General features: G+C 68.6%; 22 protein-coding genes. 12 read left to right on the top strand and 10 right to left on the bottom strand.

Annotated features, from left to right (window positions below; translation table 11 throughout):
• Positions 1-35: 35 nt before the first annotated feature.
• From OMP39_RS02610 to OMP39_RS02585, 6 genes are all read left to right on the top strand, one after another.
• Positions 36-659 (top strand): c-type cytochrome, encoded by a 624-nt coding sequence (locus OMP39_RS02610; RefSeq protein ID WP_264893251.1) that lies wholly within the window; start codon positions 36-38, stop codon positions 657-659.
• Between the two features lie 125 nt (positions 660-784).
• The gene (locus OMP39_RS02605; protein WP_264893250.1) at positions 785-2,905 is read left to right on the top strand and encodes a cytochrome c biogenesis protein ResB; all 2,121 of its coding nucleotides are present in this window, start codon (positions 785-787) and stop codon (positions 2,903-2,905) included.
• Entirely contained in the window at positions 2,902-4,239 is a 1,338-nt protein-coding gene (gene ccsB / locus OMP39_RS02600; protein WP_264893249.1) for a c-type cytochrome biogenesis protein CcsB, read from the top strand. The genes OMP39_RS02605 and ccsB overlap by 4 nt, the downstream gene beginning before the upstream one ends.
• A 105-nt stretch (positions 4,240-4,344) precedes the next feature.
• Positions 4,345-5,343: a protein-methionine-sulfoxide reductase catalytic subunit MsrP gene (gene msrP / locus OMP39_RS02595; protein WP_264893248.1), complete on the top strand. Its 999-nt coding sequence runs from the start codon at positions 4,345-4,347 to the stop codon at positions 5,341-5,343.
• Positions 5,344-5,362: 19 nt separating this feature from the next.
• Positions 5,363-5,980 (top strand): protein-methionine-sulfoxide reductase heme-binding subunit MsrQ, encoded by a 618-nt coding sequence (locus tag OMP39_RS02590; RefSeq protein WP_264893247.1) that lies wholly within the window; start codon positions 5,363-5,365, stop codon positions 5,978-5,980.
• Positions 5,981-6,054: 74 nt separating this feature from the next.
• On the top strand, positions 6,055-6,672 hold the full coding sequence (locus OMP39_RS02585; protein ID WP_264893246.1) for a YitT family protein: 618 nt from the start codon (positions 6,055-6,057) through the stop codon (positions 6,670-6,672).
• Positions 6,673-6,693: 21 nt separating this feature from the next.
• On the opposite strand, the gene OMP39_RS02580 is transcribed toward OMP39_RS02585, so the two are convergent.
• Complete coding sequence (locus tag OMP39_RS02580; RefSeq protein ID WP_264893245.1) at positions 6,694-7,236, bottom strand: YaeQ family protein; 543 nt, start codon at positions 7,234-7,236, stop codon at positions 6,694-6,696.
• 47 nt (positions 7,237-7,283) lie between these two features.
• Here OMP39_RS02580 and OMP39_RS02575 point away from each other — a divergent pair, with 47 nt between their 5' ends.
• On the top strand, positions 7,284-7,565 hold the full coding sequence (locus OMP39_RS02575) for a hypothetical protein (RefSeq protein WP_425340655.1): 282 nt from the start codon (positions 7,284-7,286) through the stop codon (positions 7,563-7,565).
• A gap of 134 nt (positions 7,566-7,699) precedes the next feature.
• Here OMP39_RS02575 and OMP39_RS02570 read toward each other — a convergent pair whose 3' ends face one another.
• On the bottom strand, positions 7,700-9,532 hold the full coding sequence (locus OMP39_RS02570; protein WP_264893244.1) for an ABCB family ABC transporter ATP-binding protein/permease: 1,833 nt from the start codon (positions 9,530-9,532) through the stop codon (positions 7,700-7,702).
• Positions 9,533-9,628: 96 nt separating this feature from the next.
• Here OMP39_RS02570 and OMP39_RS02565 point away from each other — a divergent pair, with 96 nt between their 5' ends.
• On the top strand, positions 9,629-9,994 hold the full coding sequence (locus OMP39_RS02565) for an acyl-CoA thioesterase (RefSeq protein WP_264893243.1): 366 nt from the start codon (positions 9,629-9,631) through the stop codon (positions 9,992-9,994).
• Positions 9,995-10,049: 55 nt separating this feature from the next.
• Entirely contained in the window at positions 10,050-11,174 is a 1,125-nt protein-coding gene (locus tag OMP39_RS02560; protein ID WP_264893242.1) for a glycosyltransferase family 4 protein, read from the top strand.
• Between the two features lie 97 nt (positions 11,175-11,271).
• On the opposite strand, the gene OMP39_RS02555 is transcribed toward OMP39_RS02560, so the two are convergent.
• From OMP39_RS02555 to OMP39_RS02525, 7 genes are all read right to left on the bottom strand, one after another.
• Complete coding sequence (locus OMP39_RS02555; RefSeq protein WP_264893241.1) at positions 11,272-12,036, bottom strand: enoyl-CoA hydratase; 765 nt, start codon at positions 12,034-12,036, stop codon at positions 11,272-11,274.
• Positions 12,033-12,923: an alpha/beta hydrolase family protein gene (locus OMP39_RS02550; RefSeq protein ID WP_264893240.1), complete on the bottom strand. Its 891-nt coding sequence runs from the start codon at positions 12,921-12,923 to the stop codon at positions 12,033-12,035. Before OMP39_RS02550 ends, OMP39_RS02555 begins: the two co-directional genes overlap by 4 nt.
• 85 nt (positions 12,924-13,008) lie before the next feature.
• A complete protein-coding gene (locus OMP39_RS02545) occupies positions 13,009-14,211 on the bottom strand; it encodes an acetyl-CoA C-acyltransferase (RefSeq protein ID WP_264893239.1) in 1,203 nt (400 codons plus the stop codon).
• 112 nt (positions 14,212-14,323) lie between these two features.
• Entirely contained in the window at positions 14,324-16,708 is a 2,385-nt protein-coding gene (locus OMP39_RS02540) for a 3-hydroxyacyl-CoA dehydrogenase/enoyl-CoA hydratase family protein (RefSeq protein WP_264893238.1), read from the bottom strand.
• Positions 16,709-16,760: 52 nt separating this feature from the next.
• Positions 16,761-17,204 (bottom strand): DUF2147 domain-containing protein, encoded by a 444-nt coding sequence (locus tag OMP39_RS02535; RefSeq protein ID WP_264893237.1) that lies wholly within the window; start codon positions 17,202-17,204, stop codon positions 16,761-16,763.
• 100 nt (positions 17,205-17,304) lie between these two features.
• Positions 17,305-19,095: an acyl-CoA dehydrogenase C-terminal domain-containing protein gene (locus OMP39_RS02530; RefSeq protein WP_264893236.1), complete on the bottom strand. Its 1,791-nt coding sequence runs from the start codon at positions 19,093-19,095 to the stop codon at positions 17,305-17,307.
• A gap of 26 nt (positions 19,096-19,121) precedes the next feature.
• Entirely contained in the window at positions 19,122-19,820 is a 699-nt protein-coding gene (locus OMP39_RS02525; RefSeq protein WP_264893235.1) for a TetR/AcrR family transcriptional regulator, read from the bottom strand.
• Between the two features lie 553 nt (positions 19,821-20,373).
• On the opposite strand from OMP39_RS02525, the gene OMP39_RS02520 reads away from it, so the two are divergent.
• The 3 genes from OMP39_RS02520 to OMP39_RS02510 all read left to right on the top strand — a co-directional run bounded on the left by OMP39_RS02520 (position 20,374) and on the right by OMP39_RS02510 (position 22,928).
• Entirely contained in the window at positions 20,374-20,931 is a 558-nt protein-coding gene (locus OMP39_RS02520; protein ID WP_264894630.1) for an HNH endonuclease, read from the top strand.
• A 127-nt stretch (positions 20,932-21,058) separates the two neighbouring features.
• Positions 21,059-22,003 (top strand): CysB family HTH-type transcriptional regulator, encoded by a 945-nt coding sequence (locus OMP39_RS02515; RefSeq protein ID WP_264894629.1) that lies wholly within the window; start codon positions 21,059-21,061, stop codon positions 22,001-22,003.
• A gap of 100 nt (positions 22,004-22,103) precedes the next feature.
• Positions 22,104-22,928 carry a DUF72 domain-containing protein gene (locus OMP39_RS02510; RefSeq protein ID WP_264893234.1) on the top strand — a complete coding sequence of 275 codons (825 nt, stop codon included), beginning with the start codon at positions 22,104-22,106 and terminating at the stop codon, positions 22,926-22,928.
• 13 nt (positions 22,929-22,941) lie between these two features.
• Here OMP39_RS02510 and OMP39_RS02505 read toward each other — a convergent pair whose 3' ends face one another.
• Positions 22,942-23,973 carry a sulfate/molybdate ABC transporter ATP-binding protein gene (locus tag OMP39_RS02505; protein WP_264893233.1) on the bottom strand — a complete coding sequence of 344 codons (1,032 nt, stop codon included), beginning with the start codon at positions 23,971-23,973 and terminating at the stop codon, positions 22,942-22,944.
• Between the last annotated feature and the right edge of the window lie 2 nt (positions 23,974-23,975).

The raw sequence follows: 23,975 nt of genomic DNA, 5'->3' as shown, positions 1-23,975 counted from the left end.
CGGGTTTTGCAGCTGGCCCACGAAAAATTCCTCCCATGAAATCGATCGCTACCCTGATGCTCGCCGCTGCCGCGCTGGCTCCCGCCTTTGCGGCCGATGCACCTGCCCAAGCCCCGGCCCAGCCCGACCTCGCCAAGGGCCAGGCGATCGCCACGCAGGTGTGCGCGGCCTGCCATGCGGTGGACGGCTCGCGCGGCAGCCCCGCCAACCCGATCCTCGCGGGTCAGCATCCGGAGTACATCGTCAAGCAGCTCACCGAGTTCAAGTCGGGCAAGCGCAAGAACCCCGTCATGCAGGGCTTCGCCTCCGCGCTCAGCGAGGCCGACATGAAGAACGTGGCCGCGTTCTACGCCAGCAAGCAGGCCAAGTCCGGCTTCGCCAAGGACAAGGCACTGGTCACGCTGGGCGAGCGCATCTACCGCGGCGGCATTGCCGACAAGCAGGTGCCCGCGTGCGCCGGTTGCCACAGCCCCACGGGCGCCGGCATCCCCTCGCAGTACCCCCGCCTGAGCGGTCAGCACGCCGAGTACACCGAGGCTCAGTTGGTCGCCTTCCGCGGCGGCGCGCGCGACAACAACGCCCAGATGACGGCGATCGCGGCCAAGATGTCGGACCGCGAGGTCAAGGCGGTGGCCGACTACATCGCGGGTCTGCGCTGATCCCGCGCCGGCCACGCGCCGACACCCAGCCGACACAGCCAACAAGAACGAGGCGGGCCCCGGGAGGGATGCCCGCCTTTTCTTTTCCGTGAACCCCGGTATTGCCGCGACTCGATAATCGCCCCATGTCCAGCTCCACCACCGGTCTCGAGGTCCGTTCCGGCGCGCGCGCATGGCGCGAGGCGGTGGAGCTCGTCTCGTCGATGCGCTTTGCGATCGCGCTGTTGACGGTCATCTGCATCGCCTCCGTCATCGGCACCGTCGTCAAGCAGCACGAGCCCTGGGTCAACTACGTGAACCAGTTCGGCCCCTTCTGGGCCGAGGCGTTCGGCGCGGTGCGGCTGTACTCGGTGTACAGCGCGTGGTGGTTCCTGCTCATCCTCGCGTTCCTGGTCGTCTCGACGAGCCTGTGCATCGCCCGGAACACGCCGAAGATCCTGCACGACCTCAGGACGTACAAGGAGCATGTGCGCGAGCAGAGCCTGCAAGCCTTCCATCACAAGGCGAGCGCGGAACTCGCCGCGCCCCGCGACGAGACCCTGCGGCGAGTGACGGCCCTGCTGCAGCGCAACGGCTGGAAGGCGCGTGCCGATGTGCGGACACAAGGCGTGATGGTCGCAGCCAAGAAGGGCGGTGCCAACCGCATCGGCTACCTGGCGGCGCACTCGGCGATCGTGCTGATCTGCCTGGGCGGTCTGTTCGACGGCGACCTCATCGTGCGCGCGCAGATGTGGTTCGCCGGCAAGGAGCCCTATGCCGGCTCAGGGCGCGTCAGCGAAGTGCCGGCCAAGCACTGGCTCAGCATCGACAACCCGACCTTCCGCGGCAACATGCTGGTGCCCGAGGGCGCCCGCTCCGACACGGTGATCCTCAACCAGTCCGACGGCGTGCTGCTGCAACCGCTGCCCTTCGACATCGAGCTGAAGAAGTTCATCGTCGAGTACTACGAGACGGGCATGCCCAAACTCTTCGCCAGCGAGATCGTGATCCACGATCACGAGACGAAGCAGGCGATCCCGGCGACGGTGAAGGTCAACCAACCTGCGTTCCATCGGGGCGTGGCGATCTACCAATCCAGCTTCGACGACGGGGGCTCCCGCGTGGTGCTGCAAGCCCAGCCCCTGCAAGGCGCAGGGCAGCCTTTCACCGTGGAAGGCCGGGTCGGCGACGCGACCACGCTGCGCAACGGCAACGAGCAGCTGACGCTGGAATTCACCGGCCTGCGCGTCATCAATGTCGAGAACCTGGGCGCGGCCGGCGCCGGGGCCGACGTGCGCAAGGTGGATCTGATCGGCAGCCTCGACAAGCACCTGGGCTCCAGCGCGAAGCCCCCCGGCGACAAGACGCTGCGCAACGTGGGGCCCTCGGTCACCTACAAGCTGCGGGACGCCAGCGGCCAGGCGCGCGAGTTCCACAACTACATGCTGCCGATCGAACTCGACGGCCAGCGCGTGTTCCTGGCCGGCGTGCGCGACAGCCCGGCCGAGTCGTTCCGGTACCTGCGCATCCCCGCGGATGACCGCGACAGCATGGACGGCTGGCTGCGCCTGCACAGTGCGTTGCTCGATGCCTCGTCGCGCGAGCAGGCGGTGCAGCGTTACGTGCGCCAGGCGGCCCCGCCCGGCAAGCCGGAGCTGGCCGAGCAGTTGCAGGTGTCGGCGCGGCGCGCGCTCGGGCTCTTTGCCGGCGCCGAGGCGGTGCGCGCAGGCGGGCCGCCCTCGGCCGGCCTGCAGGCGATCGCCGACTTCATGGAAGAGCACGTGCCCGAGCCGGACCGCGCCCGCACCTCGGAGGTGCTGGTGCGGATCCTCAACGGTGTGCTGTTCGAGCTCGCGCAGCTCACCCGCGAACGGGCCGGCCTGCCGCCGCTCGCCCCCGATGACCGGACCCAGGCCTTCATGACCCAGGCCGTGCTCTCGCTGTCGGACGCCTTCTTCTACCCTGCCCCGCTGATCCTCGAGCTCAAGGACTTCCAGCAGGTGCAGGCCAGCGTCTTCCAGTTGGCGCGTGCGCCGGGCAAGAAGCTGGTGTACCTGGGCTGCCTGCTGCTGGTGCTGGGCGTCTTCGCCATGCTCTATGTGAGGGAACGCCGGCTGTGGATCTGGCTCCAAGGCACCGAGGCCGGCACCACCCGGTTGGTGGCGGCACTGTCGTCCACCCGCAAGACGCTGGACGCCGACCGAGAGTTCGACTCCCTGAAATCCGCCCTGCTGACGGCTGCGGCCGCGCCCACGGAGGCCCGATGAACACGACCACCCTGCAACTCGACGCGCCCGGCTATTTCGCGCGCCGCACCTGGTTGGACTGGCTCTTTGCAGTGCTGGCAGTCGTCGGCGCGGCGGTGGCTTTCTCGCGCTACGGCGCCTCGATGGACGTCTACGAGAAGGGCATCCTGATCGGTGCCGTGCCGGCCGTGATCGGCCTGGGCTGGTTCTGGCCGCCGTTGCGCGTGCTGATGCTCGCAGTCGGCGCCGCCTCGTTGCTGGCGATCGGGCTGTATGCGCGCGTGCACGACGCCTTCGGGGCCGACTTGGCCGCCGGCGAGAACGTCTTTCTGCTCAAGTACTTCCTCTCCAGCCAGAGCGCCATCCTCTGGATGAGCGTGCTGTTCTTCATGAGCACGGTGTTCTACTGGATCGGCTACTTCGCCCGCGAGCGCGGTGCCACCGCCGAGCGGATCGGCTCGAAGCTCGCCTGGGCGGCGGTCACGATGGCGTTGATCGGCACGCTGGTGCGGTGGTTCGAAAGCCACCAGATCGCCCCCGACATCGGCCACATCCCGGTGAGCAACCTGTACGAAGTGTTCGTGCTGTTTTGCTGGCTGACCGCGCTCTTCTACCTCTACTACGAAGACCAGTACCGCACGCGGGCCCTGGGCGCCTTCGCCATGCTGATCGTGAGCGCCGCGGTGGGCTTCCTGCTGTGGTACACGGTCGTGCGGGGGGCGCACGAGATTCAGCCGCTGGTGCCGGCGCTGCAGAGCTGGTGGATGAAGCTGCACGTGCCCGCCAACTTCATCGGCTACGGCACCTTCGCGCTCGCCGCGATGGTGGCGTTCGCCTACCTCATCAAGCAACAGGCCGGCGAGACGCGCTGGTGGCGCCTGGCGCCGCTGTGGCTGCTCGGTGTGGTGCTGTGCTTCGAGCCGCTGGTGTTTCGGCGCTCCGGCGAGGGCGGCAGTGCCTACTGGATGGTCTATTTCGGCGTGTCGGCCTTGGCCGTCGGCGGCATTCTCCTGGCCCGGCGCCGCATCGCCGAGCGCCTGCCGGCGCTGGAGGTGCTCGACGACGTGATGTACAAGTCCATCGCGGTGGGCTTCGCGTTCTTCACGATCGCCACCATCCTGGGCGCGCTGTGGGCGGCCGAGGCCTGGGGCGGCTACTGGAGCTGGGACCCGAAGGAGACCTGGGCGCTGATCGTCTGGCTCAACTACGCCGCCTGGCTGCACATGCGGCTGATGAAGGGGTTGCGCGGCACGGTCGCGGCGTGGTGGGCCCTGGTGGGCCTGGCCGTCACCACCTTCGCGTTCCTCGGCGTGAACATGTTCCTCTCGGGGCTGCACTCCTACGGCGAGCTCTGACGCGGCCCGGGCGCCCCGCCTTCCGGCGCGCCCGGTGCATCCTGCGCGGAACCGACGCACACTAGCGGCTTCCAACGAGGACACCGCCGTCCGGAAAGGGCCGCCATGCACCTGCGCAAGTTCCGCCACTACGAACACCCGGTCGCCTCGGAAATCACCCCGCAGGCGGTGTACGAATCGCGTCGCGACTGGCTGCGCTGGATGGCCACCGGCGCTGCGGGGGCGGCCTTGGCCGCCTGGGCCAATGGCGAGGCGCTCGCGCAGGCCGTCCCCTCGCGACCGGGCAAGCTGCCCCCGCTCGACGCCGTGCGCAGCGCCGTGCCGGGCGCGGTGACGATGGAAAAGCCCACCGCCTACCAGGACGTCACCACCTACAACAACTTCTACGAGTTCGGCACCGACAAGAGCGATCCTGCCCGGCTGGCCGGCGCGCTGAAGACCCGCCCCTGGACGGTGGCCGTCGAAGGCGAGGTGCGCAAGCCCAAGGTCTACGACATCGAGGAGCTCCTCAAGCTCGCGCCGATGGAGGAGCGCATCTACCGGCTGCGCTGCGTGGAAGGCTGGTCGATGGTGATTCCCTGGGTGGGTTATTCACTGGCCGAGCTGATCCGGCGCGTGGAGCCGACCGGCAACGCCAAGTACGTCGAGTTCCACACCCTGGCCGACAAGGCGCAGATGCCCGGCGTGAGGTCGTCGGTGCTGCTGTGGCCGTATGTGGAAGGGCTGCGGCTGGACGAGGCGATGCATCCGCTCACGCTGCTCGCGTTCGGGCTGTATGGCGAGGTGCTGCCCAACCAGAACGGCGCCCCGGTGCGGCTGGTGGTGCCCTGGAAGTACGGCTTCAAGTCGGCCAAGTCCATCGTGCGGGTTCGCTTCGTCGAGAAGCAGCCGACCACCGCATGGAGCGCCGCGGCGCCGCACGAGTACGGGTTCTATTCCAACGTCAACCCGAAGGTGGACCACCCGCGCTGGAGCCAGGCCACCGAACGGCGCATCGGCGAGGACGGCCTTTTCCAGCGCAAGCGGCCCACGCAGATGTTCAACGGCTACGAGGCCCAGGTGGCGCATCTGTATGCCGGGATGGATCTCAAGAAGTTCTACTGACCGCCGCGGCGGCCGGGCGATGCATCTGCTGTTGCACCCGCTGGCCAAGCCGCTCGCGCTCGTGCTGCTGTGCGCGCCCGGTGCGACGCTGCTGTGGGGCGCCGCGGCCGGCCAGCTCGGGGCCAACCCGGCGGAGGCCCTCATCCGGTCGCTCGGCGACTGGGCGCTGCGGTTGCTGTGCCTCACGCTGGCCGTCACGCCGCTGCGGCTGTGGACCGGCTGGCATGCGCTGGCGCGCTTCCGGCGTATGCTGGGCGTGGCGAGCTTCTTCTACGCAGTGCTGCACTTCCTGGCCTACGCCTGGCTCGATATGGGCCTGTACCTCGACGACATCCTGCGCGACATCGGCAAAAGACCCTTCATCCTGGTGGGCTTCGCCGCCCTGCTCGGGTTGCTGCCGCTGGCGGCCACCTCCTTCAACCGGGCGATCCGCGCGCTCGGTGCGGCCCGCTGGCAGCGGCTGCATCGCCTCGTCTACGTGATCGCGCCTCTGGCGCTGCTGCACTTCTATTGGATGCGGGCGGGCAAGAACGACTTCGCCGAGGTGTATGTCTACGCGACGATCGTCGCGGTGCTGCTGATGGCCCGACTGGCGCGTGCCCGCCGGGCTGGGCCGGCCGCCACACGCCGGGCTTGACGCACCGCAGCCGTCCGCAGGCCGGACGGCCCTACACTGCAGCGACATCGCAGCCCCCCCCGCGTTGCCGCCCCATGTCGGCCCACCCCGCCCTTGCCGTCGAACGCCACACCGCCTTCGAGGACGCCCAAGCCCTCGTGACGGGCACCCTCTTCATTGCGCTGGGCGTCGCGCTGTTCAAGCACGCCGGCCTGCTCACCGGCGGCACGGCGGGGCTGGCCTTCCTGCTCCACTACGCCACCGGCTGGAGCTTCGGCGCGGTGTTCTTCGTGCTGAACCTGCCCTTCTACTGGCTCGCGTGGCGGCGTATGGGGGCGGCCTTCACCGTCAAGACCTTCGTCGCCGTCGCGCTGCTGTCGGTGTTCACCGAACTGCAGCCATGGGTCATCGGGTTCCAGGCCCTCACGCCGGCCTATGCCGCGGTGATGGGCGGGCTGCTGATGGGCGCGGGATTCCTGATGCTGTTCCGCCACCGGGCGAGCCTGGGCGGGGTGGGCATCCTGGCCCTCTACCTCCAGGACAGCCGGGGATGGCGGGCCGGGAAGGTGCAGATGGCCATCGACTGCGCGATCGTGGCCGCCGCTTTTGCGATCGTCGACCCGCAGCGGGTGGTCTACTCGGTGGTGGGCGCCGTGGCGCTCAACCTCATCCTGGCGATCAACCACAAGCCGGGGCGTTACGTCGCGATGTGAGAGGCGCCTCGCCCCAGACGGTCAGCGCGGGGCTTTCCACTCCTCGATCTCCACCTCCACCGTCTGGCGCTCGTGACCGAGCCAGACCTGCCCGTCTTGGACGGTGCATTGCAGTCGCAGCGTCCGCTCCACCAGCGCGGCAAGCGCCTCGATGCTGGCCGGCCGCACGTGCAGGACGCGCAAGTGCGGCAGTCGTTCGAGCAGGGTGCGGTTCTGCGCCCACCACACCGGGGCCTGGCGCCCGAAGCTCAGCACGACGACCTGCTGCGCCCGGTGCGCCGCCCGACGCACCAGTTTCTCCTCCGGCTGCCCGACGTCGATCCACAGCTCCACCTGGCCGGTGAGGTCGCGACGCCAGAGGTCGGGCTCGTCGGTGTCCGTGAGCCCGTTGGCAAAGGCCAGCCGCTCGTGCGCATGCAGCGCGAAGGCGAGCACCCGCGCCATCAGGCGTTCGTCGTTCTCCGAAGGATGACGGGCGAGGGTCAACGCGTGATCGGCGTAGTAGCCGCGGTCCATGTCGGCGACCTGCAGGTCGACCTTGAAGACGGTGGATTTGAGAGCCATCCCCACAGTCTGACATGGCAAGCCGCCTGAGCAGGCGTAGGATGGGGGTGCAACGACACCAGGCGCACCCGGCGCACGAGGAAGGAACGGATTTGCCCACGCCCAACTACGCGTTCGAGAAGCGCCAGCGCGAACTGGCGAAAAAGCGCAAGAAGGAAGAGAAACTCAAGCGCCGCGCCGAACAGAAGCACGGAGCGGCCACGGCTGAAACGCCCGAGGCCGCGGCGGACCAGCCCGATGCACCGGACGCGGTGGAGATCCGCGCCGACGAGGGGCCGGACGCGGTCGAGACGCCCGCCGACGAAGCCCCGGACGCCGAGCGCGAGTGACTGCGCGGGGGAACGGCTTCGGCCCCTGATGCCGCCCTGTCTGGCGGCGCACGGCGCACCGAGCGGTGTCCGACGTGCGAGCGCAGCGCACCGTTGCGCGACCGCCGACTCTTCGCCCCTCGGAGGGGGTGCGTTCACCCCCCGACCGCCTTCTCCTCGGAGGAGGCGCTTTGCTGCATGGCCCACATGCGCGCGTACCGCCCGCCCCGGGCGAGCAGATCATGGTGGCGGCCCCGCTCGACGATGCGGCCGTCCTCCAGCACCAGGATCTCGTGTGCATCGACCACCGTGGACAAGCGGTGGGCGATCACCAGCGCCGTCTTGTTGCGCGCGGCGCAGGCCAGCTCGGCCTGGATCGCGCGCTCGTTTGCCGAGTCGAGCGCCGAGGTCGCTTCGTCGAAGATCAGGATCGGTGGGTTCTTGAGCAGCGTGCGCGCGATTGCGACCCGCTGCTTCTCGCCGCCCGACAGCTTGAGCCCGCGCTCGCCCACCATCGTGTCGTAGCCCTGCGGCGTGGATGCAATGAAGTCGTGGATGTGCGCAGCCCGCGCCGCGGCCTCCACCTCCTCCCGCGTGGCCCCGGGCCGGCCGTAGGCGATGTTGTACTCGATCGTGTCGTTGAAGAGCACCGTGTCCTGCGGCACGATGCCGATCTGGCGCCGCAGGCTCGCTTGGGTCACGCGCTTGAGATCCTGCCCGTCGATCGTGATGCGGCCGCCTTGCACATCGTAGAAGCGAAAGAGCAGACGTGCGAGCGTCGACTTGCCCGCGCCCGAAGGGCCGACCACCGCGACCGTGCGGCCGGCCGGAATCTCGAAACTCACGCCCTTGAGGATGGGCCGGGCCGGGTCGTACCCGAAGTGCACGTCTTCGAAACGAACCACGCCCTCGCGGACCACCAACTCCGTCGCATCGGGCGCGTCGGCCACCTCGCGCTCGCGGTCGAGCAGGCCGAACATGCGGTCCAAGTCGGTCAGCGACTGCTTGATCTCGCGATAGACCACGCCGAGGAAGTTGAGCGGGATGTACAGCTGGATCATGAAGGCGTTGATCATGACCAGGTCGCCCAGCGTCATGGTGCCCGCGACCACGCCCTCGGTGGCCCGCCACAGCATGGCGATCAGCGCCACGGCGATGATGAGCTGCTGGCCGGCGTTGAGCAGCGACAGCGTGGATTGCGACTTCAGTGCCGCGCGCCGCAGCCGCTCGAGGCTCTCGTCGTAGCGGCGCGCCTCGAAGTCCTCGTTGTTGAAGTACTTGACCGTCTCGTAGTTGAGCAGCGAGTCGATGGCGCGCGTGTGAGCCTTGGAGTCGAGCTCGTTCATCTGGCGACGGAACTGCGTGCGCCACTCCGTCACGCTCACGGTGAACGCGATGTAGGCCACCAGCGCGGTGACGGTGATCCAGACGAACCACAGGTCGAAGCGCGTGCCCAGCAGCGCCAGCACCAGGGCCACTTCGATGATCGTCGGCAAGATGCTGTAGAGCGAGTACGAGATCAGCGAATGCACCGCGCGCGTGCCGCGTTCGATGTCGCGCGTCATGCCGCCCGTCTGCCGCTCCAGGTGGAAGCGCAGGCTGAGCGCATGGAGATGGCGGAACACCTCCAGCGAGATGCTGCGCGCCGCGCCCTCGGTGGCCTTGGCGAAGACCAGCTCGCGCAACTCGGTGAAAAGCGAGGTGGCCAGGCGCAGGGCACCATACGCGACGAGCAGGCCCACCGGCACCACCACGAAAGCGCGCGGATCGCCGGGCGCGATGGACAGCGCATCCACCAGCCGCTTGAGCAGCAAGGGCACGCCCACGTTGGCGAGTTTGGCCCCCACGAGGAAGGCCAGCGCGATGGTCACCCGCCAGCGGTAACGCCAGAGGTAGGGGAACAGCCGCCGCAGGGTGCCCCAGTCGGAGCGGGGACCGGCGGCGGGGGGCGGGGCCACCTCGGGCAAGCTCATTGCTGCACGGCGCATCGTGGACAATCCATGTGTCGAATACTTCGTCAAGTGGTGCCGATGCCCGACCCTACCAGCCCTGCCTCGACCCTGCCCGTCAGTTTGCCCAATGACATGGAACTCGTCCTGCGGGTCCTGCCCTTGCCTGCCGACGCCAATGCCAACGGCGACATCTTCGGCGGCTGGATCATGGCCCAGGTGGACCTGGCCGGCTCGGTGCTGCCAGCGCGCATCGCCAAGGGCCGGATCGCCACCGTTTCGGTCAACCAGTTCATTTTCAAGCAGCCGGTCTCCATCGGTGATCTGCTCTCGTTCTATGCCCGCGTCGAGCGGATCGGCCGCACGTCCATCACGGTGCACGTGGAGGTCTATGCCGAGCGCAATCCGGCGGACTTGCAGGTCGTCAAGGTCACCGAGGCCAATCTGACGTACGTCGCGATCGACCGCGAGGGCAAGCCCCGGGAGATTCCCCGCTCTTGAAATCCGGACGGCAGCCCTCATCTCGCCGTCGGCTTCGACCGACGACGGAGGCTGCATGAGGATTGCGCAGGTCGCACCCTTGTTCGAAAGCGTGCCGCCGAAGGCGTACGGAGGCACCGAACGGGTCGTGTCCTACCTGACCGAAGCACTGGTCGCGATGGGCCACGACGTCACCCTGTTCGCCAGCGGGGATTCCATCACCTCGGCCGAGCTCGTCCCCATCGTGGAACGCAGCCTGCGACTGGACCCGCGACACCCCGATTGGCTGCCCTGGCACACCATCATGCTCGACGAGGTGTTCCGCCGGGCCGCCCGGTTCGACGTGATCCATTTCCACGTCGATTTCCTGCACTACCCGATGGCACGCCGCTGCCCGACCCCGTGCCTGACGACCTTCCACGGGCGCCTGGACCTGCCCGACCTCGCCCCGCTGCACCGGCATTTCGCCGACGTGCCGGTGGTCTCGATCTCGGACCATCAGCGCCAGCCGCTGCCGCACGCGCGCTGGATGGGCACGGTCTATCACGGCCTGCCCGGGGGCTTGTACCGCTTCCAGCCACAGCCGGACGACTACTTCGCGTTCGTCGGCCGCATCTCGCCGGAAAAGCGGGTGGACCGCGCGATCGAGATCTCCAAGGCCTGCGGCACCCGGCTGCGCATCGCCGCCAAGGTCGACGAGGCCGACCGCCGCTACTTCGAGCAGCAGATCCGCCCGAGGCTGGACGACCGGCTCATCGAGTTCGTCGGCGAGATCGATGACCGTCAGAAGAACGAGTTCATCGGCCGCGCCCGCGCGCTGCTGTTCCCCATCGACTGGCCCGAGCCCTTCGGCCTGGTCATGATCGAGGCTTTCGCGTGCGGCACACCGGTCATCGCCTTCCGCTGCGGCTCCGTGCCGGAGGTGATGGTCGACGGCGTGACCGGCTTCGTGGTGGACACGATGGAGGAGGCCGTCGCCGCCGCCCGACGGGTCGGCCAACTCGAGCGCCGGCGCTGCCGCGAAGTGTTCGACACGCGCTTCACCGCGCCGGTCATGGCCGAGCGCTATCTCGACATCTACCGACAGCTGCGGGTTGAATGGCCCACCCGCGCGACCCCTGGGGCGTGGGCGGGCACCGCCTGGCGGGATGAAGGCGCCTGGCGCCCGGCCGGCCTCGGCCACACGCCGCAGGTCGCCTGAGCACGCCGGCCGGGGAGTTGGTGCAACGAAGTGCCCGCCGAGAGCGAGGAGGTGCGCTTCGTCAGGCCGCGGCTGCCCGGCGTCGCCCGCCTTCTTGCTACTGGAACTTCGTGAAATCGGGCTTGCGCTTCTCGAAGAAGGCCTGGAAGGCCTCGCGCGCCTCGGGGCTGCGCAGGCGCTGGCCGAAGATCTCGCCCTCGACCGCGATCGTTTCCTGCACCAACTGCGCGTGGGCGCGGCGCATGAGCTTCTTGGTCTCGCGCACGGCCGCCGGCGGCAGCTGCGTGAAGCGCTCGGCCACGCGGCGGGCGTGGTTCACCACCTCCGCGGCCGGCAGGATCGCATTGACGAGCCGCATCTCCTGCGCCTCCTCCGCCCCGAAGGGGTCGCCCAGCAAGAGCTTCTCGGCCGCCTTCACATGGCCGGCATACAGGGGCACCAGCAGGCTGGAGGCGAACTCGGCCACCAGCCCCAGGCTGGTGAACGGCATCGCGAACCGCGCGTCGTCGGCCGCATAGACCAGGTCGCAGTGCAGCAGCATGGTCGTACCGATGCCGATGGCCGCGCCCGTCACGGCCACGACCACCGGCTTCTCGCAGGCCAGCAGCGCCTGCATGAACTGGAACACCGGCGAGTCGAGCCCTTGAGGCGGGCGCTGCATGAAGTCTTCCAGGTCATTGCCCGAGGTGAAGATGCCGGGCTGCCCGGTGATGAGGACGGCGCGCACCGCGGAGTCGGCCTGCGCCGAGCGCAGCGCCTGCGCCATCGCCTCGTACATCGCCATCGTCAGGGCGTTCTTCTTCTCGGGTCGTGCGATCTCGATGGTCTGCACGCCGTTGAGCAGCGCCGTCTTGATGTTCATGTCGTCTCCAATCCGTGTGAGGGAAAGCATTGGAACAGTTGCACCGCACGCATCCACAGCGTCGGGCGGAACTGCTCGCGAAAGAATCCGAAATGCCCGATGCGACGGGCGCTGACATCGGCCGGCGTGATGCGTTCGAGCCGCTTGGGGGCCGCCGCGTACAGCTCCATCAGCGCGCGGGTGCCGCGCTCGGTCATCAGCTCGTCGTCGGCGATGGACCAGGCCACCACCGGAAAACGCGCCGTTTCGAAGGCGCGCCTCACGGCCTCGCCCTCCGCGCCCACATGGTAGCGGGGGTGCAGGCACCAGCGGCGCCATTGCAGCATCACGCCTCGCGGGATGTCGCCGATCTTGCGCAGGCGCCGGCCGGGAAAGTAGCCGCACAAATGGGTGGCCACCGGCACGATCACGTGCCAGAACAGCAGCACCGCGCGGCGCACGCGCGGCGCGTTGTCGCGCCAGTAGCCGCTGCCCGCGGCGATCGACAGCATCCCCGCGATGCGGTCGCGCTGTGTCAGCATCCCGGGCAGTTGCGCCCCCAGGCTGTGTCCCACGAGAAAGAGCGGCACGGGGCCCGCCCGCCGCGCGACCTCGGCGACGACCGCATCGTAGTCGTGCGCCCAGTCGTACAGATCCGCCTCGAAGCCGCGCAGGCTGCGCTGCCAGCGGGCCGGCCTCGAGTCGCCCACCCCCCGGTAGTCGAAGGTGGCGACGAGAAACCCCTGCTCGGCCAGCCAGGCGGCGAACTCGCGGTAATAGTCCTGACGCACGCCCATCGCCGGGCCGATCACGACGGCGGCGCGCGGGTCGCACGACTGCGAGTCCGGTCGGAACAGGCGCACGGCGAGCGTCGCCCCGGCCGGGGTGTCCAGTTCGATGCGTTCCATTCGCCCTCCTCGCCGCCCGCGCCGGCCCGCGCCCCGCGCCGGACCCCAGACACGAAGGGCCGCTGGCGCGGCCCTTCGGACGTCGTCACACCCGTTCGAAGATGCCCGCCGCCCCCTGGCCGGTGCCGACGCACATCGTCACCATGCCGTACTTGAGGTTGTGGCGGCGCAGCGCATGGACCACCGTGGCCGAGCGGATCGCGCCGGTCGCGCCCAGCGGGTGACCCAGCGCGATCGCGCCGCCCATCGGGTTGACCTTGCTGCGGTCGATGTCGAGCGTGTTGAGCACGGCCAGCGATTGCGCCGCGAAGGCTTCGTTCAGTTCGATCCAGTCGAGCTGGTCCTTCGTCAGGCCCGCATAGCGCAGCGCGGCGGGAATCGCCTCGATCGGGCCGATGCCCATGATCTCCGGCGGCACGCCCTTGATCGCGAAGCTGACGAAACGCGCGAGCGGCTCGAGGCCGTACTGCTTGATCGCGCGCTCGGAGGCGAGGATCAGGCAGCCCGCGCCATCGGAGGTCTGCGAGCTGTTGCCCGCCGTCACCGAGCCCTTGGCGGCGAACACCGGCTTGAGCTTGGCCAGCGCCTCGGCCGTGGTGTCGCGCCGGGGCCCCTCGTCCACGTCCACCGTGCGGGTGCGCACCGTGACCGAGCCGTCCGCCAGGTTCGGCAGGCGCTCGACCACTTCCACCGGCGTGATCTCGTCGCGGAACTCGCCGGCTTCGATCGCCTTGATCGCCTTCATATGCGACTGCAGCGCGAACTCGTCCTGCGCCTCGCGCGAGACCTTCCACTGCTCGGCCACCTTCTCGGCCGTCAGGCCCATGCCGTAGGCGATGCCGATGTTCTCGTCGCGCGTGAAGATCGCCGGGTTCATCGAGGGCTTGTTGCCGCTCATCGGCACCATGCTCATCGACTCGGTGCCGGCGGCGATCATCACGTCGGCCTCGCCGACGCGGATGCGGTCGGCCGCCATCTGCACCGCTGTCAGGCCCGAGGCGCAGAAGCGGTTGACCGTCACGCCGCCGACGGTGTTGGGCAGGCCCGCCAGCAGCGCTGCGATGCGCGCGACGTTCAGGCCCTGCTCGCCCTCGGGCATCGCGCAGCCGACGATCGCATCCTCGATCGCTTTCGGGTCGAGGCTCGGCACCTGCTTGAGCGCGCCTTGGATCGCCGCCACCAGCAGATCGTCCGGGCGGGTGTTCTTGAAGTAGCCGCGGCCCGACTTGCCGATGGGCGTGCGCGTCGCCGCGACGACGTAGGCCTCTTGCACTTGTTTGGTACTCATGTCTTTCACTCCAGTTGAGTCGCCTCAATCAAGCGGCCACCGCGGACCGGACCGTGCCGGCCCGCCGGTGGCGCCCCCTTGAGGGGGAGCGCCGAAGGCGCTACGGGGTGGGTCAGTTCCTGACGGGCTTGCCGGTCTGCAGCATGCCCATGATGCGTTCCTGCGTCTTGGGATGGTTCAGCAGCGAGCAGAAGTGCTTGCGCTCCAGCGCCATCAGGTACTCCTCGCTCACCAGCGAGCCGGCCTCCACCTCGCCGCCGCACACCACGTCGGCGATCAGGCTCGCGATGTGGAAATCGTGCTGGCTGATGAAGCCGCCGTCGCGCATGTTGACCAGCTGCCCTTTGATCGTCGCCACACCGGAACGGCCGGCCACCGGGAACAGACGCTTGAGCGGCGCGCGGTAGCCGCTTTCGAACATCGCCTTGGCCTGCTGGATCGCCACGTACAGCAGTTCGTCCTTGTTGGGCACGATCACATCGTCGTCGAGCAGGAAGCCCAGCTTGCGCGACTCGATCGCGCTCGTGCCCACCTTGGCCATCGCGGCGCTCGTGAAGCCATCCTTCACGAAGGTGAGGATGTCCGCGCCGGCGTTGCCGGCCGAGGCCATCTCGGCGGCGCGGCGCGCGATGTAGGTCAGGCCGCCCGCGCCGGGGATCAGGCCCACGCCCACCTCGACCAGACCGATGTAGCTTTCCATCGCCGCGACGCGCTTGGCGCAGTAGACGGCCAGCTCGCAGCCGCCGCCAAGCGCCATGCCGCGGATCGCGGCCACCGTCGGCACGTTGGCGTAGCGCAAGCGCAGCATCGCATCCTGCAGCTTCTTCTCTTCCGGCTCGATCGCCTTGGCGCCACCGGCCATGAAGGCGGGCAGCATGGCCTGCAAGTCGGCGCCCGCCGAGAACGGCTCGTCCGGCGACCAGACCACCACACCCTTGTACTGGCGCTCGGCCAGGTCCACCGCCTGCAAGAGCCCTTGCACGACGCCCGGCCCGATGGCATGCATCTTCGTCTTGATGCTGAGGATCACGACCTCGTCGTCCAGCGTCCACAGGCGCACCGAGTCGTCCTCGTGCAGCGTCTTGCCGGCTTGGTGCGGCGTCACCGCGCCCGAGCCGAGCACGTTCTCCGGGAAGAACTGGCGGCGGTAGACCGCGAGGTCGCTGCGCGGCACGTAGGTCTTCTTGGCCGGGGACCACGAGCCCTCGGGCCTGTGCACGCCGTCGCGGCCGTCGAACACCCACGCGGGCAGCGGCGCCTTCGAGAGCGCCTTGCCGGCCTCGATGTCCTCCTGGATCCACTGGGCGACCTGCTTCCAGCCGGCCTCCTGCCACAGCTCGAAGGGCCCCTGCTTCCAGCCGAAGCCCCAGCGGATGGCGAAGTCCACGTCACGCGCGCTGTCGGCGATCGACTCCAGGTGCACCGCGCAGTAGTGGAAGCCGTCGCGGAAGATCGACCACAGGAACTGCGCCTGCGGGTTGCTGGACTCGCGCAGCAGCTTCAAGCGTTCCGCCCCCGGCTTCTTCAAGATGCGGCCGATGATCTCGTCGGCCTTGGCACCGGAGGGGACGTACTCGCCCTTGGCCGGGTCCAGGCGCAGGATGTCCTTGCCGACCTTCTTGTAGAAGCCCGCACCGCTCTTTTGCCCCAGCGCGCCCTGCTCGATGAGCTTGGCCAGCACCGGCGGCGTCTGGTAGGTGGGGTAGAACGGATCGTCGGCCAGGTTGTCCTGCAGCGTCTTGATGACGTGCGCCATCGTGTCCAGGCCCACCACGTCGGCCGTGCGGAAGGTGCCGGAGCTGGCGCGGCCGAGCTTCTTGCCCGTGAGGTCGTCCACCACGTCGTAGCTGAGGCCGAACTTCTCCGCCTCGATGATGGTGGCCAGCATGCCGGCGATGCCCACGCGGTTGGCGATGAAGTTGGGCGTGTCCTTGGCGCGCACCACGCCCTTGCCGACGCTGGTGGTCACGAAAGTCTCGAGCTGGTCGAGGATGTCTGCGCGCGTGGCCGGGGTCGGGATCAGCTCGACCAGGTACATGTAGCGCGGCGGATTGAAGAAGTGGATGCCGCAAAAGCGCGGCTTGATCTCCTCCGGCAGCGCTTCGGACAGCTTCGTGATCGACAGGCCCGAGGTGTTGGACGCGACGATCGCGTGCGGCGCCACGTAGGGCGCGATCTTCTTGTACAGGTCCAGCTTCCAGTCCATGCGCTCGGCGATCGCCTCGATCACCAGATCGCAGTCTTTCAGGAGCTCGAGGTGCTCCTCGTAGTTGGCCTGCTGGATGAGCGCCGCGTCCTCGGGCACACCCAGCGGCGAGGGCTTGAGCTTCTTGAGCCCTTCGACCGCCCGGGTGACGATGCCGTTCTTCGGGCCCTCCTTGGCGGGCAGGTCGAACAGCACGACCGGCACCTTGACGTTGACCAGATGGGCGGCGATCTGTGCGCCCATCACGCCGGCACCGAGCACGGCGACTTTGCGGACTTGGAAACGACTCACGGATTTCTCCTTCAGGGATACGCAGCGGCCCGGGGGTGCGGGCCGCATCAATTCATTCCACCCGTTGCCACACCTGCGTGCGGCCGAGCAGCGGGGCGCCGATGTATCCTCGCACCTCCAGCCTCCGGCCGCCGTCCACCGGCTTCATGCGCACGCGGTACACCTTGCCGTTGTTCGGGTCGAGGATGTCGCCCCCGTCCCACAGCGCGGCATCGTCCCCGTTCTTCTTCACATTGCGAATGATCGTCAGGCCCACGATAGGCTGGTTCTTGCGGTCGTCGGAGCACTTCTCGCACACGGCGTCAGGCTTGGCCTCGGGATCGAGGATCTTCTCGACCTTGCCCGTCAGCACGCCGGAGGACTCGCTGATGCGCACCAGCGACTTCTCCTTCCTGGTGCCGTCGTCGATGGTCTTCCACAGTCCCACGGGCGTCTCCTGTGCGCCCGCGGCGGCGGCAAAGGCCACCAGCGCCAGCGCGATCGACTGCTTGTTCATGCTGCCTCCTTGGAGTGGTTGTGAAGGGGGTGGGGTGATGTGCGCGGCGGCGCGCCGCCGTACCGCACGGCGCGCCGCGGACCGAGCCGGCGGGTGCGGCTCAGAACAAGGCCTCTTCCATCTCCATCAGCGGCTTGAGACCCGCGCGGGCGGAGCGGATCAATCCGGCCGTCTCGGGCAGCAGCTTGGCGAAGTAGAAGCGCGCGGTGGCCAGCTTGGCCTTGTAGAACGGATCGCCGGAATCGAGCTTCTCGAGCGCGACCTTGGCCATGCGGGCCCAGAAGTAGGCGAAGACGAGGTGCCCGCACACGCGCAAGTAATCGACCGCCGCGGCGCCGACCTCGTCGGGGTTGCCGAAGGCTTTCATGCCGATCTCGGTGGTGAGCTTGGTCACCTTGTCGCCGAGGTCCGCCAGCGGGTTGACGAACTCCTGCATCTTCTCGTTGACGCCTTCGGCCTCGACGAACTCCTGCACCATCTTGCCGAACTTCTTCAGCTTGGCGCCGTTGTCGGCCAGGATCTTGCGGCCCAACAGGTCCAGCGACTGGATCGTGTTGGTGCCCTCGTAGATCATGTTGATGCGGGCATCGCGCACGTACTGCTCCATGCCCCATTCCTTGATGTAGCCGTGGCCGCCGAACACCTGCAGGCAGTGCGAGGTGGCGATCCAACCGTTGTCGGTCAGGAAGGCCTTGACGATGGGCGTGACCAAGGCGACGAGATCGGCGCAGTCCTTGCGCACCTGCTCGTCACCGCTGGACAACTCCTTGTCGATCTGCAGCGCCGTCCAGATCGCCAGCGCCCGGCCGCCCTCGGCATACGCGCGGGCGGTCAACAGCATCTTGCGCACGTCGGGGTGCACGATGATCGGGTCGGCGGGCTTGTCCGGCGCCTTGGGGCCGGAGAGCGAGCGCATCTGCAGGCGGTCCTTCGCGTAGGCCACGGCGTTCTGGTAGGCCACTTCGGTCAGGCCGAGCGACTGCATGCCCACGCCCAGGCGCGCGGCGTTCATCATCACGAACATCGCCTGCAGGCCGCGGTGGGGCTCGCCCACCAGCGTGCCGACCGCGCCGTCGAGGATCATCTGGCAAGTGGCGTTGCCGTGGATGCCCATCTTGTGCTCCAGGCCGCCGCAGTAGATCTTGTTGCGCTCGCCGAGCGAGCCGTCGGCGTTGATGAGGAACTTGGGCACGACGAACAGCGAGATGCCCTTGCTGCCGGCCGGCGCGTCGGGCAGACGGGCCAGCACCAGGTGGACGATGTTCTCGGCCAGGTCGTGCTCGCCGGCCGAGATGAAGATCTTCTGGCCGGTGATCTTGTAGGTGCCATCGGCCTGCGACTCGGCCTTGGTGCGCAGCAGGCCCAGGTCGGTGCCGCAGTGCGGCTCGGTCAGGCACATGGTGCCCGTCCACTCGCCGCTCGTGAGCTTGGGCAGGTACAGGCGCTTCTGCTCAGGCGTGCCGTGCTCGTGCAGGCACTCGTACGCGCCGTGCGACAGGCCGGGGTACATCGTCCACGCCTGGTTGGCCGAGTTGAGCATCTCGTAGAAGCACTGGTTGACCACCACCGGCAGGCCCTGGCCGCCGAACTCCGGGTCGCACGACAGCGCCGGCCAACCGCCCTCCACATACTGCTTGTAGGCCTCTTTGAAGCCCTGGGGCGTGCGCACCTCGTGCGTGGTCTTGTCCAGCGTGCAGCCTTCCTCGTCGCCCACCTGGTTGAGCGGGAACACCACCTGGGCCGCGAACTTGCCGCCTTCCTCCAGCACCGCGTTGACGGTGTCGGCGTCCATCTCGGCGTGCCGGGGCATTTGCTTGAACTCGTCGACGACGTTGAGCACTTCGTGCAGGACGAACTGCATGTCGCGCAGCGGCGGGGTGTATTGAGGCATGGGATGCTCCTTGGGACGAAGGTGGGTTATCGGGAGGAGGTGGATTTCGACGTGGCCTTGCGCGCCACGGGGGCCGCAGGCGGTCGGATCGGGGGGGCCTTGTCCGTGGCATGGCGCGCGATCACCGACTCGAACCCCTTGCGAGCCCGGTCGAGCGCTCCCGCGGAGCGCAAGAAGCGCGCGTCGTGGTGCAGCGCCAGGATGAGGCCATGGATCTCGAACAGCATCTGCAAGGGATCGGTGTCGGGGCGCAGATGCCCCTCTTCGATCGAAATGCTGATGGCGCGCCCCATCGCGCGATGCCACGCGCGCACCATCTCCGCCAGCGCATCGCGCACGGGGCCGGGGCGGTCGTCGAACTCGACGGCCCCGCTGATGTAGATGCAGCCGGAGTCGATCTCGACCGAGACGCGCCGCACCCAGCGCTCGAACAAGGCGCGCAGCCGGGGCAGGCCGCGAGGCTCGAGGATGGCAGGGAAAAACACCTCTTCCTCGAACTTCGCGTGATACTCACGGATGACGGAGATCTGGAGTTCCTCGCGCGAGCCGAAGTGGGCGAACACGCCCGACTTGCTCATGCCCATGACCTCGGCGAGCGCGCCGATGGACAAGCCCTCCAGTCCGACCTGCGAGGCGAGCCGCAGCGCCGCCTCCAGGATGGCGGCACGGGTCTGCTGACCCTTCTGCAGGTGTCGCGCGGGCTTGGGTTGGGGAGTGGCACTCACGGTGGGCCCAAAAATAGAACGAACGATCGTTCTATTTTGCAGAAATGCAGGCCGCTTCAGCGAACCCGACCCCGCTATTTCTAGAGAGCTTCCCCTAAAAGCAACAGTTCCGCGCCCCAGGCGGCAGGTCGGGCCCGGCAATCTCAGTGTTTACCCGCAGGTCCGAAGGCACGGGAGGTGGGGACCGCCGGGCCGCTCGCGCCCGCGGTGCGGACCGGCCAGACGCAGTGATGCCCTCGGCATCGTGAACTCGGGCGCGGCGTGCGCGGCTCGAACCTTGAGGAACGGCGCCGTTGTGCTCTATGCTGGCGCGTGGTTCCTGCGTGCGGCTGGTGGCCGCCCGCGGGACACGACGGGGACGCCGTCTCGACGGCGTCGCGGCCACGGTGACTGCACGATCCGCCGGCTGGGCGCGCCGGGCGGACCGGCATAACGCGAGGCATGCAAGGAGTCGCCCAGGGCCGGCTCTCTTCGGACCGGGCCCGGAGTGGCAGCCGCCGGACTCGGGTGGCGACCCGGGCATGCCGTCCGAGGAGGCTCGACGGTGCCAGTGGTGGATGTGCTGCAGCTCGACGTGTCCGGCCGACCGCAGGCCTGGATCACGCCCAAGGAAGCGGCCGTGCTGTATGCCAGCGACGGCATCGCCTGGACGCTGGGCGACCCGGTGGTGGTGCTGCGCGGCGGCATGCAGCGCTCGAGCGGCCGACAGTCGCGCATCGAGGTGCATCCCATCGTGGCGGTGCGCGGCGCGGTGCCGAGCCGGGCGTGGCGCCAGACGCCCGCGCTGTCCAACCTCAAGCTCTTTGCGCGCGACCGCCACCTGTGCGCCTATTGCGGCGGTCAGTTCACTCTGGAGGAACTGACGCGCGAACACATCGTGCCAACCTCTCGCGGCGGGCGCGACACCTGGATGAACTGCATCACGGCGTGCCGCGCGTGCAACGGCCGCAAGGGCAACCGCACTCCCGAGGAGGCTCGCATGCCGCTGCTGTACCTGCCCTACGTGCCGAACCTGCACGAGGACATGATCTTGCGGGGGCGCCGCATCCTGGTCGACCAGATGGAGTTCCTCCTCGCCAGCGTCCCGCGCACGAGCCGGCTGCACGCGTAGCCCGCGGGCGGCGCATCCCGCCCTCATGCACATTCCGACTAAGTTCAGAAGTTTTTAATCGTTGCTCGCATAAGGCGCCCTGTTCAGAATCGTGCTCCTCATCACGCAGGCCGCCAGCGACGACGCCATGAACTTCCAGCAGCTTCGCTCCGTGCGCGAGACGGTGCGGCGGGGGTTCAACCTGACCGAAGTGGCCCACGCCTTGCACACCTCCCAGCCCGGTGTGAGCCGGCAGATCCGCGAACTCGAAGACGAACTGGGCATCGAGTTGTTCGTGCGGGCGGGCAAGCGGCTGACCGGGCTGACGCCCCCGGGGGCGCAGGTGCTGCCCATCATCGAGCGCATCCTGCTCGACGCCGAGAACCTGCGCCGCGCCGGGGAGGACTACGCGCAGCAGTCGCGCGGCAAGCTGGCCATTGCCACCACCCACTCGCAAGCGCGCTATGCGTTGCCCGCGGCGGTGAGCGACTTCCGCAAGCGCTATCCCCAGGTCACGCTGAACCTGCACCAGGGCTCGCCGGCGCAGGTGGCGCAGATGCTGTTGGCCGGCGAGGCGGACATCGGCATCGCCACCGAGGCGCTGTCGAGGTACGAAGAGCTGGTGGCCCTGCCCTGCTACCGCTGGACGCACTGTGTCCTCGTGCCGCCCGGGCACGAGCTGCTGGACGGGCAGCCGCTGACGCTGGAGCGGCTCGTCAAGCACCCCCTCGTCACCTACGACGTCGGCTACACCGGGCGCACGCACATCGACGAAGCCTTTGCCCGCGCCGGTCTGCATCCCGAGATCGTGCTCACGGCGATGGACGCCGACGTCATCAAGACCTACGTCGAACTGGGCCTGGGCATCGGCATCGTCGCCTCCATCGCCTACGACGAGGAACGCGACCGTCAGTTGCGTTCGCTCGATGCGCGTCATCTCTTCACGGTCAACATGACGCGGCTGGCGATCCGGCGCGGCGCCTACCTCAAGGCCTATGTCTATGGCTTCATCGAGGCCTTCGCGCCGCCCTTGACCCGCGCCGTGGTGGAGCGAGCGCTGAAGGCCGAGCCGGGCGAGCACTTCGAGATCTGAGCACCGCGCTTGCAGACTGCCGGCGACCTACCGCCCGTTACGGCCGCGGGCGCGCCGCTGCGTAGAGTGGGCGGGTGGCGACGACGACACGAGGCGGCAGATGAACGGCAAGGCCGGACGCATCCGGGTGGGCATCGGCGGCTGGAACTACGAGCCGTGGCGCCAGACGTTCTACCCGCCCGGCGTGCCGCAGCGCAAGGAGCTGCACCACGCCAGCCGCGTGCTGGGCGCCATCGAGATCAACAGCAGCTTCTACCGCATGCCCGCGGCGCAAACGTTCGCCAAGTGGCGCCACGAGACGCCGCCGGGCTTTCTCTTCTCGGTGAAGGCCCCTCGCTACCTCACGCACCGCAGGCACCTGGCCGAAGGGCTCGCGCTGGCCGGACGGTTCGCCTCGGTGGCCGCACACCTCGAGGACCGGCTCGGCCCGCTGTTGTGGCAGCTTTCGCCGGAGCAGACCTTCGACGCGGAGGATCTCGAGCGCTTCTTCGCGGGGCTGCCCCGCGAGGTGGAGGGACGCGCGCTGCGCCACGCCATCGAGGTGCGGCACGAGAGCTTCCTGTGCGCCGGTTTCGTCGAGCTGGCGGCGCGGCAAGGCATTGCGATCGTGCACACCGATTCACCGAAGTACCCGCAGCTCGCCGACCTCACGGCCGACTTCGTCTATGTGCGCCTGATGCGATCTCAAAGCGAGCTGGCCACCGGCTACCCCGCGGGAGCGTTGGACACCTGGGCCGAACATGCGAGACGATGGGCCGTGGGGGAAGACCGCGAGCCGCTGCCGCACGTGTGTCCCCGGGCAGCGGTGGAGCCGCGCCCGCGCGACGTGTTCATCTACTTCATCGACGGGGCCAAGGAGCGCGCGCCGGCAGCGGCACAAGCCCTGATCGAGCGGCTGCCGGGCGGCGCCGTGGCGGGCTCCTGAGGGGCTCCTGGCGTCACGCCGCCTGCGCGAATCGCGTCGCCCGGCGTGGGCGCAGGTGCACGGTGGCTCCCGGCCGCAGCCCCTGGTGCTCGCGCAGCCGCAGGTACTCCTCGCGCGGCAATTCGACGTCCACGTAGCTGCCGTCGTCCTGGCGGCGGAACTCCACGCGGGTGCGGGGCCCGACGGTGAGGACCTGCGACAGCACCGCCGCCCAGCTGCCGGGGACCGGCTGGGCCAGGACCTCGATCTCGTGCGGGCGCACGTAACTCACCTCCTCGCCCGCGGGGCTGCCCGGGCCGTGGGACAGTCGCCCGTGGAAGACGTTGACGTCGCCCAGGAACTGAAGGACGAACGGCGTGGCCGGGTGGTCGTACACCTCGTCGGGTGCGCCCACCTGTTCGATGCGCCCGTGGTTCATCAAGACGATGCGATCGGCCACCTCCATCGCCTCCTCCTGGTCATGGGTGACGAACACGGTGGTCACGTGCATCTCGTCGTGCAGGCGGCGCAGCCAACGGCGCAAGTCCTTGCGGACCTTGGCGTCGAGTGCGCCGAACGGCTCATCGAGCAGGAGTACGCGCGGCTCCACCGCCAGCGCCCGGGCCAGGGCGATGCGCTGGCGCTGACCGCCGGAGAGCTGGTGCGGGTAGCGATCGGCGATCCAGTCCAGTTGCACCAGCCGAAGCAGCTCCGACACCTTGGCACGGATCTCGCGCTCGCTCGGGCGCGTGGCGCGCGGGCGCACGCGCAAGCCGAAGGCCACGTTCTCGAAGATGGTCATGTGGTTGAACAGCGCGTAGTGCTGAAACACGAACCCCACATTGCGCTCGCGCACCGAGGTGTGGGTGGCCTCCTCGCCGTGGAACAGCACCGCGCCGCTGTCGGGCTGCTCCAGGCCCGCGATGATGCGCAGCAAAGTGGTCTTGCCCGAACCCGAGGGCCCGAGCAGGGCGACCAGCTCGCCCGAAGGAATGTCGAGATTCAGGTCGTCGCAGACGACCGTGGCGCCGAAGCGCTTGTGGAGGTGGCGGACTTCGATGCTCATGG

The sequence above is a fragment of the Schlegelella aquatica genome (assembly GCF_026013905.1).
Taxonomy (GTDB): Bacteria; Pseudomonadota; Gammaproteobacteria; order Burkholderiales; family Burkholderiaceae_C; genus Caldimonas; species Caldimonas aquatica.
The sequence above is the reverse complement of the archived record's forward strand: the minus strand, read 5'-3'. Positions and strand labels throughout refer to the sequence as shown.